This is a genomic window from Herbidospora daliensis, assembly GCF_001570585.1.
Lineage (GTDB): Bacteria > Actinomycetota > Actinomycetes > Streptosporangiales > Streptosporangiaceae > Herbidospora > Herbidospora daliensis.
On record NZ_BBXF01000006.1, the window covers coordinates 441569 to 460097 of the forward strand.

Annotated in this window: 16 protein-coding genes; 11 read left to right on the top strand and 5 right to left on the bottom strand. The window is 71.6% G+C overall.

Annotated features, from left to right (window positions below):
• Entirely contained in the window at positions 1-813 is an 813-nt protein-coding gene (locus AW274_RS30285) for a MurR/RpiR family transcriptional regulator (protein WP_062439205.1), read from the top strand.
• Here the strand turns inward: AW274_RS30285 and AW274_RS30290 are convergent.
• The 4 genes from AW274_RS30290 to AW274_RS41565 form a co-directional block, all read right to left on the bottom strand.
• Positions 810-1559, bottom strand: a complete 750-nt coding sequence (locus AW274_RS30290; RefSeq protein WP_062439208.1) for an ABC transporter permease — start codon at positions 1557-1559, stop codon at positions 810-812. The two genes, AW274_RS30285 and AW274_RS30290, sit on opposite strands and share 4 nt — an antisense overlap.
• Complete coding sequence (locus tag AW274_RS30295) at positions 1556-2515, bottom strand: ATP-binding cassette domain-containing protein (protein WP_198169485.1); 960 nt, start codon at positions 2513-2515, stop codon at positions 1556-1558. Before AW274_RS30295 ends, AW274_RS30290 begins: the two co-directional genes overlap by 4 nt.
• 71 nt (positions 2516-2586) lie before the next feature.
• Positions 2587-3117 carry a PadR family transcriptional regulator gene (locus tag AW274_RS41560; RefSeq protein ID WP_062439211.1) on the bottom strand — a complete coding sequence of 177 codons (531 nt, stop codon included), beginning with the start codon at positions 3115-3117 and terminating at the stop codon, positions 2587-2589.
• Positions 3118-3125: 8 nt separating this feature from the next.
• Positions 3126-3344, bottom strand: a complete 219-nt coding sequence (locus AW274_RS41565; RefSeq protein WP_062439215.1) for a hypothetical protein — start codon at positions 3342-3344, stop codon at positions 3126-3128.
• Positions 3345-3563: 219 nt separating this feature from the next.
• Here AW274_RS41565 and AW274_RS30310 point away from each other — a divergent pair, with 219 nt between their 5' ends.
• A complete protein-coding gene (locus tag AW274_RS30310; RefSeq protein ID WP_062439218.1) occupies positions 3564-4232 on the top strand; it encodes an SDR family oxidoreductase in 669 nt (222 codons plus the stop codon).
• Between the two features lie 8 nt (positions 4233-4240).
• On the opposite strand, the gene AW274_RS30315 is transcribed toward AW274_RS30310, so the two are convergent.
• The gene (locus AW274_RS30315) at positions 4241-5518 is read right to left on the bottom strand and encodes a TIGR04013 family B12-binding domain/radical SAM domain-containing protein (protein WP_232320501.1); all 1278 of its coding nucleotides are present in this window, start codon (positions 5516-5518) and stop codon (positions 4241-4243) included.
• A gap of 54 nt (positions 5519-5572) precedes the next feature.
• On the opposite strand from AW274_RS30315, the gene AW274_RS30320 reads away from it, so the two are divergent.
• The 9 genes from AW274_RS30320 (at position 5573) to AW274_RS30360 (ending at position 18523) form a co-directional block, all read left to right on the top strand.
• Positions 5573-6742: an allantoate amidohydrolase gene (locus AW274_RS30320; protein WP_062439221.1), complete on the top strand. Its 1170-nt coding sequence runs from the start codon at positions 5573-5575 to the stop codon at positions 6740-6742.
• Positions 6742-8073, top strand: coding sequence for a formimidoylglutamate deiminase (locus AW274_RS30325; RefSeq protein ID WP_062439225.1), 1332 nt, complete (start codon positions 6742-6744; stop codon positions 8071-8073). Before AW274_RS30320 ends, AW274_RS30325 begins: the two co-directional genes overlap by 1 nt.
• Before the next feature lie 18 nt (positions 8074-8091).
• Positions 8092-9240 carry an imidazolonepropionase gene (hutI, locus tag AW274_RS30330; protein WP_062439227.1) on the top strand — a complete coding sequence of 383 codons (1149 nt, stop codon included), beginning with the start codon at positions 8092-8094 and terminating at the stop codon, positions 9238-9240.
• A 147-nt stretch (positions 9241-9387) separates the two neighbouring features.
• Positions 9388-10317 (top strand): sigma-70 family RNA polymerase sigma factor, encoded by a 930-nt coding sequence (locus AW274_RS30335; RefSeq protein ID WP_030455637.1) that lies wholly within the window; start codon positions 9388-9390, stop codon positions 10315-10317.
• 276 nt (positions 10318-10593) lie between these two features.
• The gene (locus tag AW274_RS30340) at positions 10594-11895 is read left to right on the top strand and encodes an ammonium transporter (protein WP_062439230.1); all 1302 of its coding nucleotides are present in this window, start codon (positions 10594-10596) and stop codon (positions 11893-11895) included.
• Positions 11892-12230: a P-II family nitrogen regulator gene (locus tag AW274_RS30345; protein ID WP_030455639.1), complete on the top strand. Its 339-nt coding sequence runs from the start codon at positions 11892-11894 to the stop codon at positions 12228-12230. The genes AW274_RS30340 and AW274_RS30345 overlap by 4 nt, the downstream gene beginning before the upstream one ends.
• Positions 12231-12237: 7 nt before the next feature.
• Positions 12238-14538: a [protein-PII] uridylyltransferase gene (locus AW274_RS30350; protein ID WP_062439538.1), complete on the top strand. Its 2301-nt coding sequence runs from the start codon at positions 12238-12240 to the stop codon at positions 14536-14538.
• Positions 14539-14762: 224 nt separating this feature from the next.
• Positions 14763-18107: a nitrate- and nitrite sensing domain-containing protein gene (locus tag AW274_RS30355; protein WP_062439233.1), complete on the top strand. Its 3345-nt coding sequence runs from the start codon at positions 14763-14765 to the stop codon at positions 18105-18107.
• Positions 18104-18523 carry a roadblock/LC7 domain-containing protein gene (locus tag AW274_RS30360; protein WP_062439236.1) on the top strand — a complete coding sequence of 140 codons (420 nt, stop codon included), beginning with the start codon at positions 18104-18106 and terminating at the stop codon, positions 18521-18523. The genes AW274_RS30355 and AW274_RS30360 overlap by 4 nt, the downstream gene beginning before the upstream one ends.
• Positions 18524-18529 lie beyond the last annotated feature (6 nt).

Sequence of the window (18529 nt, forward strand, 5' to 3'; positions counted from 1 at the left end):
GTGGTCGACGGTCTCGAACGCCTCCTCGACGGTCGCCGTCTCTCCCCGGCGCAGCGCCGCATCGCCCATTACCTGGGCGAACACCTCCACGAAGCGATCTTCCTGTCGAGCGTGGAGCTGGCCGACCGGGCCGGGGTGAGCCAGCCGTCGGTGACCCGGTTCGCCGCGGCGCTCGGCTTCGCCGGATATCCGGAGCTGCGCCACGCGCTGCGCCCGCTCGTGCTGGGCGGCCCGCCGCCCAGAGTGGAGGCGGGGCCCGACGCGCTCGACGCCGAGATCGGCAACCTGCGCTCACTGCGCGAGCGCATCGGGCCGGTGACCGAGACCGTCGGCGAGGTCGGGGCCGCGCTGGCCGCCAGCGAGCCGCTGCCCATCCTGGGCCTGCGCGTCTCCAGCGGCCTGGCCACGACCTTCGCCTACTTCGCCCGCCGCATCCACCCCGACGTGCGGCTGTTCACCCACGGCGGGTCGGAGCTGGCCGACGGCCTCCACGCCGCCCGGCGGGCCGGGGCGGGCTGGTTGCTGGCGGTGGTGCTCCCGCGTTACCCCGCCGAGGCGGCGGCGGCCCTGACCGAGGCCCGCGACCTGGGCCTGTCGATCGCGGTGCTCACCGACCGCCCCGACGTGCCCTTCCCCGCCGACGTCGTCTTGGACGCGCCGGTCGGGGAACGGCTGGTGTTCGACTCGCACGTGGCGCCGCTGGCCCTGGCGATGCTCCTGGTGGAGGCCATGGCCGACGCCGCGCCTCTTCGCACCAGGGCCCGCCTCGACGACCACGAGCGCATGACCGAGCGCGGCGGCGTCTTCCTCTAGGAGGCCAGCCGGCGCAGCGACCGCATCGACCACACCATCGTGATCAGCGCCAGGCCGATGAGCAGCGCGAACGCGATCGGGATGGTCGAGTCGCCGAGGTCGCCGCGGAACAGCGAACGGCCGGCCTCGACGCCGTAGTAGAGCGGGTTGAACCGGGCGAGGGTCTGCAGCCAGTCGGGGCCGAGCGAGACGGGCAGGAACAGGCCCGCGATCAGGGTCAGCGGCATCGCGAAGAACTGCACGAGCTGCGAGACGCCGTTCTCGTCCTTGATGGCCAAGGCCAGGCCGTAGGAGAGGCTGGCCGCGAACAGGCCGGTCACCGCCATCAGCAGCAGCATGATCAGGAACGCGGGCAGGCCGATGCGCAGGCCCATCAGCATGGCCACGCCCATGACCAGGATCGCCTGGATGACCAGCACGAGCATGTCTTTGGCGACCCGGCCCAGGATGATCGCGGGCGGCCAGGCGGGGGAGACGGCCAGGCGCTCCAGCACCCCGTTCCGGGTCTCGTTGATCATGCCGAAGCCGGCGAACAACGAGCCGAACAGCGCGATCATCATCATCGAACCCGGCGTGAACATGGCCAGCACCTCGGGCATCGACCCGCTCGCCGTGGTCCTGCCGAGCAGCGGCGCGAAGAACAGCAGGTAGAGCACCGGCTGCATGATGCCGAACAGCGGCCACACCGGGTTGCGCAGCAGGAAACGCAGCTCGTAGCCGAGGAACAGGGAGGTCTGGCGGATCATGCGGCATCTCTCAGGGATCGGCCCGTGTGGCGGAGGAAGACGTCGTCGAGGGTGGCCCGGTCGAGCGAGATCGACTCGAGCGTGAGGTCGCGCTCTTCGAGCACGCGCAGCAGGTGGGGCAGGCCGTGCTCGCCGTCGTCGAGGTAGGCCCGCAGCAGGCCCTCCTCGGTGCGCACCTCCTTGACGTAGGACTGCGCGCGCAGCACCTCGGCCGCCTCGTCGACGCCCTTCAGCTTCAGCGTGACGACGTCGCCCGCGACCTCCTTCTTCAGCGAGGAGGGGGTGCCCTCGGCGACGACGGTCCCGTGGTCGATGATGACGAGCCGGTCGCAGAGCGCGTCGGCCTCGTCGAGGTAGTGGGTGGTCAGCAGGACGCTGGTGCCCCGGTCGCGCAGGGCCCGCACCTCGTCCCACAGGTTGGCGCGGTTCTGCGGGTCGAGGCCGGTCGTGGGCTCGTCGAGGAACACCAGCGGGGGAGCGGTGACCAGGCCGAGCGCGATCGAGAACCGGCGCTTCTGGCCGCCCGACAGGGTGCGCGCGGGCCGCCGGGCGATCTCGGTCAGGCTGAACGCGGCCAGCAGCTCGTCGGCGCGGGCCAGGGCCTGCTTCTTCGACAACCCGGCGATCCGGCCGGCGAGCAGGAGCTGGTCGATGCCGGGGTTGTTCTCGTCGACGCCGCCGGCCTGGCTGACGTAGCCGATGTTCTCGCGGACCTTCGCGGCCTCCTTCACCACGTCGAACCCGGCCACCCGGGCGGTGCCGGCGGTGGGCGCGATGAAGGTGGCGAGCATGCGGACGGTGGTGGTCTTGCCGGCGCCGTTGGGGCCCAGCGCCGCGAAGATCTCGCCCTTCTGGACCTCCAGGTCGATGCCCCGGACGGCCTCGACCTCCTCGGTCTTCCCACGCCCGCGTTTGGCGTGGAAGGTCTTGCGCAGCCCGTGCGCTTCAATGATCATTCGGAAAACCTGTTCTCGCTCAGGGGGAGGACCCAGCGTCGTGGATGACGCAGGGTCAGGGTCAACCGGTTTTACGGCAGCTCGCCGTTCTCGACCCGCACGATCGCGCCCTCGACCCATTCGAGCTGCGACCGGAGCTGCGCGTTGGCCAGCCGGATGCACTCGTCGATGTGGCGCGGGGCGTCGAACGCCAACTTCGCCTCCAAGGCCCGCTCGGTCGAGGAGACCGCCGCCCGCAACTGCTCCAGCCGGGCCTTCATGGCGTTGACCAGGTCGGGCGTGGGCAACCGGTCGATGAACGTGAGCGCGACCTGGAACGGGTCGACGATCGGCTTGATCTCCCACCAGTAGCCGAGCAGCTGCCGCCGGAACTCCTCGCGCCCCTCGTCGGTGACCTCGTAGACGGTCTTGCCGCCCTGGCCCTGCTCGACGACGGCCAGCAGCCCCTCGCCGGCCATCTTGGCCAGCCCGTGGTAGATCGACCCGTAGGCCACGTTGGCCCAGTAACCCGCCCCCCACAGCTCCAGCCGCCGCCGCACCTCGTAGCCGTGCAGCGGACCGTCGAGCAGCGTGCCCAGGATGAGAACCCGTGTGGAGGACATGCTCAAATTTATATACAAATTTGAATAGCGGTCGCAACCCAGGGCCAGAACTGGACGCGGTAGAGCTCGGCCAGGCCGACGCGGGCGTCGAAGTCGGGCTCCCGGTCGTTGACCAGGACCCGGGTGGTCAGCCGGGCCGACCACGTCGCGCCGGCCCGCCCCAGGTCGAACTCCTCTCCCTCGTCGGTCCCGCCCCAGTCGGCCGCCGCGACGACGCCCGAACGCACCGTCAGGCGCCCGCTCCACAGTTCCTCCCACTCGGCGGGCGACGGCGGTGGGCCGTCCCATGATTCGAACCTGATGTGACTCGGGTGGCGACAGGAGAGGTCGGGTGGCCGGGCAGGCGGAGCCGTAACGGAAAGAAAGCAGTTCACCGGAGACGGCGGGGAGGGGATGCGCGGCGATCATCCGGAGTCGGCGGGAATCACGCAACTAAGGTGAGCGGCATGAGTGATCGACCTGTCGCCCTGATCACGGGCGGTTCTCGCGGCCTCGGGGCCGCCGTCGCGCGGGCCCTCTCCCCTTCCTACGACCTGATCCTCGGTGGCCGGGGTGGCGGGAAGCTCGACGAGATCTGCAAGGAGCTCGACGCGCGGCCCTTCCCGGTGGAGCTCACCGAGATCACCGGGCGCGACGTCGAAGGGCTCGGGCGCATCGACCTGCTCGTGCACAGCGCCGGGGTCGTCACGCTCGGGCCGGTGGCGGAGACGCCGTTGCGCGTCTGGCGGGAGACCTTCGAGGTCAACGTCTTCGCCGTCGCCGAGCTGACCCGGCTGCTGCTGCCCTCGCTGCGGGCGGCCAAGGGCCAGGTCGTGCTGGTCAACTCCGGGGCTGGGCGCAACGCCCACCCTGACTGGGGGTCCTACGCCGCCAGCAAGTGGGCGCTGCGCGCCTACGCCGACGTGCTGCGGCAGGAGGAGCCGGAGCTGCGGGTCACCACCGTCTACCCGGGGCGCATCGACACCGACATGCAGCGCGACGTGCGCAACCAGGAGGGCGGCGAGTACGAGCCGCACCGCTACCTGAAGGCCGAGTCGGTGGCCGGGGCCGTGGTCGCGGCGGTGACCGCGCCGGCCGACGCCCATCTGACCGAGGTGATCGTCAGGCCGCGCTAGACACCCCGTCAGACACGGCGGCGGGGCGTGCGGCGCGGATACTGCTTGGCCGTCTCGGCCAGGACCTGGGCGTGTTCGGCCTGCTTGCGCCAGTGGCCGTAGGCGTCGCCGCGCTGGGCCAGGCGGTCGAGCTCGGTCGAGGTGGTCAGCGGGATCAGCGCCGGTTCGGCGTCGCGCCACGGGGTGCCGGGCAGCGGCATGAACGTGTGGGTGTGGATGCGGGCGCCCAGGTCGGCCAGGTCGGCGGCCAGTTTCAGGGACGCCTTCTGGTCGTCTTCGGTCTCGCCCGGCATGCCGAAGATGAAGTCGACGTTGGGGCGGAACCCGAAGTCGATCGCGATCCTGGCCGCGTCGAGGACCGGCGCCGCGCCGTGGCCCCGGCCCGAGGCGGCCAGGATGCGGTCGGAGCCCGACTGGGCGCCGATGATGATGTTGTCGTTGGCGACGTAGCCGCGCAGCATGCGCATCGCCTCGGGCGTCACGTGCTCGGGGCGGATCTCCGAGGGGAAGCTGCCGAAGAACACCCGGCCGTTCGCGGGCGCCTCCTCCTTGCACGCCACCAGCAGCTCCTCGACCTTGTCGAGGTCGGGCTCGGCGGTCTGGCTGCCGTAGCTGAGCGAGGTCGGCGTGATGAACCGGACGTCGCGCAGGCCCCTGGCGGCCATCCGCCGCACGTGGTCGCGCACGCTCTCGACCGAGCGGTGCCGGAACTGGGCCCCGAACATGAACGGGGTCTGGCAGAACTTGCAGGTGTAGCGGCAGCCGCGGGTGATCTCGATAGGCCCGGCCCGGCCGGCCGGGAACGAGGGGAAGGCGTCGAGCGGCAGCTGCGGCGCGCCCGGGGTGCGGAGCGCGATCCCGTCGTGGTCGCGGACCGCCAGGCCCGGCACCCTGCGCAAATCGGGTTCGGCGACCAGAGAGATGATCGTGGTCTCGCCCTCGCCGATCGCGGCGACGTCCCAGCCGGCGTCGATCACCTGCTGGGGTTCGGCGGTCGCGTGGACACCGCCGGCCACGTGGACGACATCGCTTCTCGTGGAAAGCGCCCTGACTTCGGCCAGTTCGGCCGTCATTAACGGGAAATCGGGCGAATAGAAGGACCAGAGCACCAGAATCCGGTCGGCGTCGGCCTGGCCGATCTGGATCGCCGTCTCTTCGGCGCTGGTGGCGTACCGGACCTCGAAGTTCACCGCCGGGGGCGCAGCTTCGAGGGCCGCCAGCAGGGCGTGCATGCCGTAGGTGACCGCCTTGCGGTAACGGACGACCACGCTGACATCGAAACTCACCGGGTCAGGGTAGCCCTCCCTGGACTGAATGAAGCCATTCAGTAGGGTGGAGGAATGCTGGCGGACATCGAGCAGATCGGCAGAAACCCGCGCACCGGGGGCTATCGGCGTGACGCCTGGTCGTCCGCCGACATGGAGTTGCGCGAATGGTTTGCCCACCAGGCCGCGAAACGGGGCCTGACCAGCCACGAAGACCGAAACGGCAACCTGTGGGCCTGGTGGGGCGACCCGTCCAGGCAGGGGCCGGGACTGGTCACGGGCAGTCATCTCGACTCGGTCCGCGAAGGCGGCGCGTTCGACGGGCCGCTCGGCGTGGCGTCCGCGTTCGAGGCGATCGACCTGCTCCGGGGCGACGGGTTCGAGCCCGACCGGCCCATCGCGGTCGCCTGCTTCACCGACGAGGAGGGCGCCCGGTTCGGGGTGCCCTGCATCGGGTCGCGGCTGCTGACCGGCGTGCTCGACCCCGACCGCGCCCGTGGCCTGCGCGACGACCAGGGCCACAGCCTCGGCGAGGTGCTCACCGCCCGGGGCCGCGAGCCGGGCCACCTGGGCCGCGACGACGAGACCCTCGCCCACGTCGGGGTCTTCGTGGAACTCCACGTCGAGCAGGGCCGCGCCCTGGAGGCTCCGGTCGGGGTGGCCAGCGCCATCTGGCCCCACGGGCGCTGGCGCTTCGATTTCCGCGGTACGGCCGATCACGCCGGCACCACCGCCTTCGACGACCGCGACGACCCGATGCTCGCCTACGCCCAGGCCGTGCTGGCCGCCCGCGCCCAGGCCGAGGCCCACGGAGTCCGCGCCACCTTCGGCAAGGTCCGGGTCGAGCCCAACAACGCCAACGCGATCCCCTCCCTGGTCACCGCCTGGCTCGACGCCCGCGGCCCGGAGACCGACGCGGTGCGGAGCCTGGTCGCCGAGCTCGCCGCCGGTGCCGAGGTCACCGAGGAGTCGTGGACGCCGGAGGTCGCCTTCGACGAGGTGCTGCGCCTGCGCGTCGCCTGCGTGGCCGGGCTCGACGGCCATCCCGCCCCGATCCTGCCGACCGCCGCCGGGCACGACGCCGGGATCCTGGCATCCGCCGGGGTGCCGACCGCGATGTTGTTCGTCCGCAACCCCACCGGGGTCTCCCACGCGCCCGGCGAGTTCGCCGAGCCGCGCGACTGCGTCTCCGGGGTGATCGCGCTGGCCGCCGTGCTGGCCGATCTGACCGGGGGCGGCGCCTGATGGAGACGTACTGGTGCGAGCTGGCCCTGGTCGGCGGCGCCGTCGCCGAAGGGGTGCAGATCGACGTCGAGGGCCGCCGCATCTCCGAGGTGAAGCAGGGCGTGCCGCCCAGCGGCGAGATCCTCGGCGGCCTGACCATCCCGGGCCTGGCCAACGCCCACTCCCACGCCTTCCACCGCGCCCTGCGCGGCCACACCCAGGTCGGCCGGGGCAGCTTCTGGACCTGGCGCGAGCAGATGTACGCCGTCGCCGGCCGCCTCGACCCCGACACCTATTACCGGCTGGCCCGCGCCGCCTACGCCGAGATGGCCCTGGCCGGGATCACGGCCGTGGGCGAGTTCCACTACCTCCACCACGGCCCCGGCGGCGTCCCCTACGAAGACCCCAACGAGATGGGCCACGCCCTGGTCAGGGCCGCCCGCGACGCCGGGGTGCGGCTCTCGCTGCTCGACACCTGTTATCTCAGCGGCGGCTTCGGCGCCCCGCTCGAAGGCGTGCAGACCCGGTTCGGCGACGGCACCGCCCACGAGTGGGCCGACCGCGCCGACCGGCTCGCCGGGGCGTACGCCGGGGCCGACGACGTCGAGATCGGCGCGGCCATCCACTCGGTGCGGGCCATGCGCCCCGAGCAGATGCCCGTCGTGGTCGAGTTCACCCACCACCACGCCGGGCCGCTGCACGCGCACGTCTCGGAGCAGCCCGCCGAGAACGACCAGTGCGTGGCCGCCTACGCGGCCTCCCCGGTCCGGGTCCTGCACGAGGCCGGCGCGCTCGGCCCGAGGTCGACGGCCGTGCACGCCACGCACGTCTCCGACGAGGACGTCGCCCTGCTCGGCGGCTCCGGCACCCACGTCTGCGTCTGCCCGACGACCGAACGCGACCTGGCCGACGGCGTCGCCGCCGCCCGCCGCCTCCACGCCGCCGGGAGCCCCATCACGCTCGGTTCCGACAGCCACGCCGTGGTCGACCTCTTCGAGGAGGCCCGCGCCGTCGAGCTCGGCGAGCGCGTCGTCAGCGGCGAACGCGGCCACTGGCGCGCCGACGAACTGCTCACCGCCGCCACCCTGGCCGGGCACACCTCCCTCGGCTTCCCCGACGGCGGCCAGCTCGTCCCGGGGGCCTGGGCCGATCTGGTCACAGTAAGGCTCGACTCCGTCCGTACGGCTGGCGCGACGGCCCGTTCGGCAGTGGAATCGGTGGTGTTCGCGGCGACGGGTGCCGACGTCGTGTCCGTCGTGTCGGGTGGACGACGGGTCGTCGGCTCCGGCCGCCACGTGATCGGTGAGGTGGGCCACCTGCTCCGGGACGCCATCGGCGCGGTCCGCGGCTGACGTGATTGCGAGTGCTGAATGAGCGCGACGCTCTTCTATGACATCGGGCTGCTCTTCACGGCCGACCCCGGCCGCGAGGAGATCGTCAAGGCGGCGGTGGTGGTCGACGGCGCGGAGATCGCCTGGGTGGGCGAGGCCGCCCGCGCCCCGGCCGCCGACCACCGCATCGACGCCCGCGGCCGGGCCGTGATCCCCGGGTTCGTCGACAGCCACGCCCACCTGGTGTTCGCGGGCGACCGGACCGCCGAGTTCGCGGCCCGGATGGCCGGGGAGCGCTACACCGCCGGGGGCATCCGGACCACGGTCGCCGCGACGAGGGCGGCGACCACCCCGGAGTTGGCGAACCGGACCGCCGGGCTGGTCCACGAGATGACCGGCCAGGGCACCACCACGGTCGAGATCAAGAGCGGCTACGGCCTGACCACCGGCGACGAGAAGCGCTCCCTTGAGGTGGCGCGGGCGTTCACCGAGGAGTCGACGTTCCTGGGCGCCCACGTGGTGCCGCCCGGCACAGACGCCGACGAGTACACCCGCCTGGTCGCCGGGCCGATGCTGGCCGCCTGCGCCCCCCACGCCAAGTGGATCGACGTCTTCTGCGAGCGCGGCGCCTTCGACGAGGCGCAGAGCCGCGAGATCCTCACCGCCGGTAAGGCGGCCGGGCTGGGCGTGCGGGTGCACGCCAACCAGCTGGGGGAGGGGCCGGGCGTCCGGCTGGCCTGCGAGCTCGGCGCGGCCTCGGCCGACCACTGCACCCACCTCACCCAGGAGGACGTCGGCATGCTGGCCGACGCCGGGGTGGTCGCCACCCTGCTCCCGGGGGCCGAGTTCTCCACCCGCTCGCCCTATCCCGAGGCCCGCCGGCTGCTCGACGCCGGGGTCACGGTGGCGCTGGCGACCGACTGCAACCCGGGTTCCTCGTTCACCTCGTCGATGCCGTTCTGCGTGGCGCTGGCCGTACGGGAGATGGGCATGACCCCGGCCGAGGCGGTCAGGGCCGCGACGGCGGGCGGGGCGGCGGCGCTGCGCCGCGATGACGTCGGGGTGATCAGGCCGGGCGCGCGGGCCGATCTGGTCATCCTCGAAGCGGCCTCCTATGTGCACCTCGCCTACCGTCCCGGTGTCCCGTTGGTCACACAGGTGTGGCAGGCCGGACGGCGGGTAGTGTGAGATTTCGCGATAAAGAGATGCGCATCCTCCTTTAGGAGGAATCGAAAACCATTCTGGCGGCGTATCTCTTGAGGGAATCTTTGCCCTGTTCCAGCCGTTGGCACGTTCAGGACGAGGGTGTTCGCGCTGCGGAACGAGGTGCCTTGAATGGCGACGGGGAACAGGACGCAGGAAGTCGCGGATCGTGATCTGCTGGGAACCTACCTGGCGGAGATCGGGCGCGTTCCGCTCCTGAGCGCAGAGCAGGAGGTCGAGCTCGCCAAGCGGATCGAGGCGGGGCTGTTCGCCGAGCAGCTGCTCGACACGGGCGACCCGGAGCCGAAGGTCTCCGACGCGCTCGACGAGGAACTCGAACGGATCGCGGTCTCGGGGCGCCGCGCCAAAGACGAGTTCATCCAGGCGAACCTGCGCCTGGTGGTGGCGGTGGCCAGGAAATACTCCGGCCGCGGAATGCCGCTCATCGATTTGGTGCAAGAGGGAAACCTGGGTCTGGTGCGCGCGGTCGAGAAATTCGATTACCGCCGGGGTTACAAGTTTTCGACGTATGCGACCTGGTGGATCCGCCAGTCGGTGGGCCGCGCCATCCACGAGCAGGCCCGCCCGGTGCGCCTGCCCACCCACGCCGGCGAGCAGATGACCCGCCTGATGCGGGTGCGCCGCGACATGCTGGCCGAATTCGACGCCGAACCGACCGACGACGATCTCGCGAACGTGCTCGACCTGCCGATCGAGCGGGTCCGCGAGCTGCGCCGCTGGGCCTCCGACCCGGTCTCGCTCCAGCTGGGCGTCGGCGACGAGGACGAGACCGAACTGGGCGACATGATCGCCGACGAGTCGTGGGCCGACCCCGAGGAGCAGGCCCTGGCCACCCTCGACCGCGAGCGCCTGGAGCACTGGCTGACCGGCCTGGAGGGCCAGGCCAGCGAGATGCTGCGCTGGCGTTACGGCCTGGTCGACGGCCGCGAGCACACGCTGACCGAAGTGGGCGAAAGGTACGGCATCGGCCGTGACCGGGCCCGCCGCCTGGAACGCGACGCGCTGGCCCGCCTGCGGAAGATGGCTCACGCCGCCGCGTAGTCTTACCAGCTCAAGAGACGCCTGCCGGTTTACCGGCAGGCGTTTTTTGCGTGTACGTAGCGTCCGAAACACCCCCGAAACACCCCTGTGGCGAGTTTCACAGATGTGAAACATGCAGGGTCGCGACCTGAAACGGCGGAAGAACACCCTGGCGTGCACGGGATAGCTAGCCAACCCCGACTACGTCAGTGCGCGAGCCGGTCGATGACGCCTAGGTGAAGCCCACTGCGCAAGTGATAACCGGCCACACGCCAATTGGAAGGAGGGTCGCATCGAATGAAGATCGATAGCGGCTCCACTGCCTGGATGCTCGTGAGCACGGCGCTCGTGCTGCTCATGACGCCGGGACTCGCATTCTTCTATGGGGGCATGACCAGGGCGAAGAGCGTCCTGAACATGATGATGATGTCGTTCGTGGCCATCATCACGGTGACGATCGCGTGGGTGGCCTACGGCTACTCCCTCGCGTTCGACGCCTCTGATGGCTTCCTGAACAAATTCGTCGGCGGGCTCGACAACATCGGGCTGATGGGCGTCAACGAGGCTGCCTACAACGACACCTTTCCCATGATGGTGTTCTCCGCCTTCCAGCTGACTTTCGCGATCATCACGGTCGCCCTGATCAGCGGTGCGATCGCCGACCGTGCCAAGTTCGGCGCGTGGGTGGTCTTCACCGTCGTCTGGGCCACCCTCGTCTACTTCCCCGTCGCCCACTGGGTGTGGGGCGGCGGCTGGCTCACCGAGCTCGGCATCGAGGACTTCGCGGGCGGCACGGTCGTCCACATCAACGCCGGCGCGGCCGCTCTGGCCCTGGCGCTGGTCCTCGGCAAGCGCTCCGGCTGGCGCAAGGAGCCGATGCGTCCGCACAACCTGACGCTGGTCCTCCTCGGCACCGGTCTGCTGTGGTTCGGCTGGTTCGGCTTCAACGCGGGCTCCGAGCTCGCCGCCGACGCCACCGCCGGTCTCGCCTTCATGAACACCCAGGTCGCCACGGCCATCGCGGCCGGCGCCTGGCTCGTGGTGGAGAAGCTCCGCGACGGGCACGCCACCACCCTCGGCGTCGCCTCCGGCGCCGTGGCCGGTCTGGTCGCCATCACCCCCGCGTGTGGTTTCGTGGACGTCTGGGCGGCCGCCCTCATCGGTCTGCTCGCCGGTGCGATCTGCGCCTACGCCGTCGGCTTCAAGTACAAGTTCGGCTTCGACGACTCCCTCGACGTGGTCGGCGTCCACCTGGTCGGCGGTGTCATCGGCGCCGTGGCGCTGGGCTTCGTCGCCAACTACCCGTTCCTCGACGGGCAGGAGAAGGGCCTCATCTACACCGGGTCGTTCCGGCAGCTGGGCCTCCAGGTGCTCGGCCCGGTCGTGGTCGGCCTCTACTCCTTCATCCTCACCTACGTGATCGGTAAGGTCATCGACAAGACCATGGGCTTCCGGATCACCCAGGAGGACGAGGTCACCGGCATCGACATCACGACCCACGCCGAGACCGGTTACGACCTCGGCACCATTCACTCCTCGGGCGTGTCCTCGCTCAACGGGCCGGCCGTCCCGGCCGAGGCGAAGAAGGTGGACGCATGAAGCTGATCACGGCCATCATCAAGCCGTTCAAGCTCGACGACGTCAAGGCGGCGCTGGAGCAGTTCGGCGTGAAGGGCATCACCATCAGTGAGGCCAGCGGCTACGGCCGCCAGAAGGGCCACACCGAGGTCTACCGAGGCGCCGAGTACCAGGTCGACCTGGTGCCCAAGGTGCGCGTCGAGGTGCTGACCGAGGAGGACGACGCCGAGGACGTCATCGACGTCATCGTCAAGGCCGCCCAGACCGGCAAGATCGGCGACGGCAAGGTCTGGTCGGTCCCCGTGGACACGGTCGTCAGAGTCCGTACCGGGGAACGCGGCCCGGAGGCGCTGTAACCGGATGATGAGAGGGGAAGCTCGCTCGTTCGCCGCCGCCCGTAAGGAACGGGCGGCGGACATCGACCGGTGGCTCACGGACCTGCTCCGGACCGCCGTCAGTCAGCGGAACGGAAAGGGCGGGCTCCTCGACCCCGACACACGAGGCCCCGATTCCCGGGGTGCGGAGCGCGGCCCCCTCACCGGGGTCGCGCTCGTCGCGGTCGGGAGCCTGGGGCGCGGGGAACTGGCGCCCGGCAGCGATCTCGACCTCGTGCTGCTGCACAACGGGCGCGACGACGTCGCCCAGATCGCCGACCGGATCTGGTACCCCATCTGGGACTCCGGGGTCGGCCTCGACCACTCGGTCCGGACCGTCGACGAGGCCGTCAAGGTCGCGCGCGAGGACCTCAAGGCCGTGCTCGGCCTGATCCAGGCCCGCCACATCGCGGGCGACCCCGAGCTGACCCGCGCCGCGCGCGAGGCGGTGCTGGCCGAATGGCGGTCCGACTCCCGGCGCCGGCTGGCCGAGCTGCGCGAATCGGCCGACAAACGCGCCGACTCGTCCGGTGAGCTCGCCTTCCTGCTCGAACCCGACCTCAAGGACGCCCGCGGCGGCATCCGCGACGTCCAGGCGATGCAGGCCGTGGCCGCCGCCTGGGTCGCCTCCGCGCCCGGACCGCGCGTCAGGGAGGCCCACGAACTGCTGCTCGACATCCGCCACGGGCTCCACCTGGTGACCGCGCGCGGCACCGACCGCCTGGTGCTCCAGGAACAGGACGCCGTGGCGGGCACGCTCGGGCTGCTCGACGCCGAGGCGCTGATGCGCCGCCTGGCCGAGGCCGGGCGCACGATCGCCCACTCCTTCGACGCGACGTGGCGTACCGTCGACCGGCTGTTGTCCGGGCCGGCGCCGCGCGGACGGCGGCCGCTGGCCGACGGCGTGGTGGAGCACGGGGGAGAGGTCGTGCTGGCGCGCGGGGTGAACCCGCGCAACGATCCCGTCCTGGTGCTGCGGGCCGCCGCCGCAGCGGCCGAGGCGGGGCTGCCGCTGGCGCCCGCCACGGTGACCGCGCTGGCCTCGCAGTCGCCGGCGCTGCCGGTGCCCTGGCCCGACGAGGCGCGCGACGCGCTGGTGGGGCTGCTGGGGGCCGGGCGCGCGGCCGTGCCCGTCTGGGAGGAGCTCGACCAGGCAGGAGTGCTGGTACGCCTGATCCCCGACTGGGAGCGGGTGCGGCACCGGCCGCAGCGCAACCCGATCCACACCTACACGGTCGACCGGCACCTGATCGAGACCGTCGCCGGGGCCGCCGCGTTCACCCGTGAGGTGTCCCGGCCCGACCTGCTGCTCATCGGCGCGCTGCTGCACGACATCGGCAAGGGCTGGCCCGGCGACCACTCGACCACCGGCGAGGTGGTGGTCCGCGACATCGCGGCCCGCATGGGCCTGCCGGCCGCCGACGTCGAGGTGCTGGCCACGATGGTGCGCTACCACCTGCTGCTGCCCGAGACCGCGACCCGGCGCGACCTCGACGACCCGGTGACGATCTCGCGGGTGGCCGAGGCGGTCGGCTCCCACGAGGTGCTCGAACTGCTCGCCGCGCTGGCCGTGGCCGACGGCCTGGCCACCGGCCCGGCCGCCTGGAACTCCTGGAAGGCCAACCTGGTCGCCGACCTGGTCAGACGGGTGAGGTCCGCGCTCGCGGGCACCCCGCCCGCACCCGCTCCCGCGTTGTCGGCCGAACAGGCGTCGCTCGCCCGGCACGGCGGCGGGGCGATCCGGGTGAACGGGGGAGCGGTCACCGTCGTCGCCCCCGACCGGCCGGGCCTGCTCTGGCGGGCCGCCGGGGTGCTGGCCGCCCACCGCATGGTCGTGCGGTCGGCGTCGGCGGCCTCGGCCGGGTCGACGGCCGTCATCGAGTTCGCGGTGGTGCCCGAATACGGCTCCCCGCCCGACCCCGCCACCCTGGAGGCCGATCTGCGCCTGGTGCTCGCCGGGCGCCTGGACATCGAACAGCGGCTGGCCCGCCGCACCCGCTCGCTGCGCCCGCCCCGCGTGCCGGTCGCACCGCCCCGGGTGACTCTGGTGGACGACGCCTCGAACACCGCGACCGTCGTCGAGGTCCGCGCCCACGACCGGCCGGGCCTGCTGTGGAAGATCGGCCGTGCCTTCGGCGACTGCGGCCTGGACGTGAAGGCGGCCAGAGTGGAGACTCTGGGAGCCGAGGCGGTCGACGTGTTCTACGTCGTCGACCGGGCCGGACGCCCCATCACCGATGAGACGCAACGTGGTCAAGTCAGAGAGCATGTCCTTTCTGCACTGCGGTGATCATGTTTGAGTGCTTCAGTCCACTTACCACTTGGTAACGATTGTGTCCTGTGGGATGGGTAACCCCGTGGCCGATCATGACCTTGTGGTCGAATTGTGCCCGCTTGTATGGCTATGTCACTTCACGCTGTCAGGAGTGTGAAGGGCTTTTTGTCAAGTACGAATGGCGGGGGCCGGTGTCCACTCACAAGCGGGCAAGCCGTTTCGCGCTGCGCAACTGGCGTGTGCCCACAAGGCTCACTGCGCTGATCCTCGCGCCGACGCTCATCGCGGTCATCCTGGCCAGCATGCGGGTCGTCGGTTCCGTAGACAGCCTGTCCGCCTATGAGCGGACCGCGACCGCGGCGGAGTACGCCGGTCGCCTCCGGGAACTCGCGCAGCAGCTGGCGGCCGAACGCGACCACAAGGCCTGGCTCGACGGCCTGGTCGGCGTACAGAGCGCGCTGCGCAACGCCGACGAGACGATCCGCCAGCATCGGGACACGCTCGCGGAACAGAAGCTGGTCGTCGACGGCCTGATCAAGAAGTCGGCGGCCGATCTGGCCGCCGTGGACACCTCGTTCGGGCCGCGTGTCGTCGAGGACGCCCGCCAGGTGCTCAACCGCCTGGAGACGGTGACCGACAGCCACGCCGCCGAACGCGACGACGACCCGGCGACCTCGATCTTCTTCGAGTACGGCGCCACCATCGCCACCGTCCTGCGCCTGCACGACGACCTCGGCGAACTCAGCGACGACCCCGGTGTGGTGAGCTCCTCGAACGCGCTGAGCGCGCTCGCCCACGTCAAGGACGAGGCCTCGCAGCAGCGCGCCATCATGGTCGGCGAGCTCCTGGAGCCCCGGCAGGCGTTCACGCCCGACGACCTCCAGCGTTTCCTGGGCTCGTGGTCGCGGCAGGAGACGTACGAGAGCGCCTTTAACGCCGAAGCGACCACGGCGCAGTTCCAGGCTTTCCACGCGGCCCGCATCAGCAAGGCGAGCACCGACGTCGAGATGGCCAAGGCGTGGGCGGTCGCGCTCGGTTCGCGCAACCAGCCGCTCAAGCCGATCCCCGGCCGGGTGCTGACCGCGCAGGACTGGTTCCGCGACAACGGGACCGTGCTCAACGCGATCGACGAGGTCGAGGCGCAGGTGGCGACCGCGTTGCGGACCCGCGCCGACAACCTGCGCTCCACCGAGCGGCGCAGCGCCATCGTGGCCGCCGCGCTGATCCTCGCGCTGATCCTGCTGGTCCTGGTGACGACCGTGCTGATCGCCCGCTCGATGGTGCGCCCGCTGCGGCGGCTGCGCGCCGAGGCGCTCGACATCGCCGGCACCCGGCTGCCGGAGATCGTGCGCCGCATGCGCGAGTCGGAGACGGGCGACACCTCCCCGGCGGTGCAGCCCATCGCGGTCGACAACCACGACGAGATCGGCGAGGTCGCGCAGGCGTTCGACGAGGTCCACCTCCAGGCGGTCAAGCTGGCGGGCGAGGAGTCCCGGCTGCGCAACAACGTCAACGCGATGTTCGTCAACCTGTCGCGGCGCACCCAGACCCTGGTCGAACGCCAGATCTCCCTCATCGACGGACTGGAGCGCGGTGAGCAGGACGGCGCCCGCCTGTCGGACCTGTTCAAGCTCGACCACCTCGCCACCCGCATGCGCCGCAACTCCGAGAACCTGCTGGTCCTCGCCGGGCACGAGACCGCGCGCAAGCGCAGCTCCCCGGCCCGGCTGGTGGACGTCGTGCGCGCCTCCCTGTCGGAGGTCGAGGACTACGAGCGGGTGACCGTGCGGGTGCACCGCTCGCCGGCCGTCGCCGGGCACGCCGCCAACGACGTCGTGCACCTGGTGGCCGAGCTGGTCGAGAACGCCATCTCGTTCTCGCCGCCCAGCACGAAGGTCATCGTGTCGAGCAGCCCGATCGAGGGCGGCGCGGTGCTGCTGGCCATCACCGACAACGGCATGGGCCTGAGCCCCGACGAACTGCTGGAGATCAACACCCGGCTGGCCGAACCGCCGGTCGTGGACGTCTCGGTCTCCCGCCGCATGGGCCTGTTCGTGGTCGGCCGCCTGGCCGGTCGCCACGGCATCCGCGTCCAGCTCCGCAGGGGCGACAGCACCGGCATCATCGCGATGGTCCTGTTCCCGGCCGAGCTCATCACCAACGCCGACGCCCCCGCCCAGCCCCCGCAGCAGCCCCAGGTGACCCGGCCCCGCCCGGAACTCCCCACGGGCCCGCTGCCCGCCCTCCCGACGGGCCCCTTCACCCAGCACACGGGCCCGATCACCACGGGCCCGGTGTCTTTCGGCACCGGCCCCCACGCGACCGGCCCCCACGCGACCGGACCGGTCGGAGCAGGGCCGGGCGGAGCGGGGTCGGGCGGGCTGCCGCAGCGCAAGCCCCCGTCGCCCCGCCCTCCGGCGGACGACTCCTTCGCGCCTCCCGGCGGCCGGGTGCCCCGCCAGAGCCAGCCCCCGGGCGGCACGTTCCCCGGCTTCGAACGCCGCCACCCGAACAACCCGACGAACCAGACGGGACCAATCAACCCGGCCAACTCGACCGGCCCGATCAACTCCAGCGGTTCGACCGGCCCAATCGGTTCAACCGGCCCGATCAATGCGACGGGTCCGACCGGTTCGACCGGCCCGATCAATGCGACGGGCCCGATCGGCTCTACCGGCCCGATCGGTTCGACGGGTCCGAGCGGCTCTACCGGTTCGACCGGCCCGATCGGGTCTGCAGGCTCGACCGGTTCTGCGGGCTCGACCGGCCCGATCAGCCGGATCGGCCAGGCGGGCGCGGCGGGTCCCGGTAGCTTCGCGGGCGCTGGCGGCACGGCGAACCCCCCTGGTGGCGCAGCGAATCCCGCAGGGTCTGACGTCTTCAGGAGTCCTGGCGGGTCCGGAGGTCCGTCGGGTCCTGGTGGTCCTGGTGGTCCTGGCGGTCTCGGTGGTGCTGCGGGTTCGGGCGGCTTCGGCGGTCCGGCCGGTCCGGCGGGTCCCGGGGGTCCCGCGGGGCGGGCTGGGCAGCAGGCTGGGCCGACCGGGCGGTTGCGGCCGTCCAGTGGGGACACGCAGCCGACGCCGCTCGCGCCGCCGTTCACCGAGCACTCCGGGGCGTTCCCCGTGCTCGGGGCGCCCGCGCCGGTCGTCGGGCGGCCGGTGGCGGACACGCCGCTGGAGCGGGGGGACGAGTTCCTGCCGATCTTCGCGTCGGTCGAGTCGTCGGCCTGGTTCACCCGGCCGGAACCGTCCGCCGCTCCTGGGGCTCCAGATGCCCCTGTGACGCCTGAGGCGACTCCGTGGGGCCGGCATGCCGATCAGGGCTTCCAGGCGGCCCGAGCGGCCAACGAACCGGCTTCGGGGGGCGTCACACAGTCGGGGCTCCCGAAGCGGACGCCTCGTGCCAATCTGGTGCCGGGTTCCGTCGGGACGCAGCCCCAGGGCGCGCCGCCGCCGGAGTCGCCCCGGCCCCAGGTCTCGCCGGAGGCCGTACGCGACCGGCTGTCCAGCTTCCAGCAGGGCGTACGACGAGGGCGGGCCGAAAGGACGCAGGAAGGCACGGGTAATGAGGAGGAGGGCTCGTGACTGAGCTCAGTGTCGACGCCAGCCGGTTCGACTGGCTGATCACCGACTTCGTGGGCGGCACCCCGGGGGTGGCCCACGCGGTGGTCGTATCGGCCGACGGACTGCGCCTGGCCAACTCCCAGGGGTTCCCGGCCGACCGGGCCGACCAGCTGGCCGCCGTGGCGGCCGGACTGGCCTCGCTGACCACCGGCGCCTCCCGGGTGTTCGAGGGCGGACCGGTCCGGCAGACCGTCGTGGAGATGCAGCGCGGACTGCTCATGGTGATGTCGATCAGTGACGGATCGGCCCTCGCCGTACTGGCGTCACACGATTGTGATCTGGGCCTTGTCGCGTACCAGATGACCCTCCTGGTGGAGCGCGCCGGACAGGCGCTGACCCCGGCTCTGCGTGCCGAGCTGCACTCGGCGCGGCGGTGATGCCCG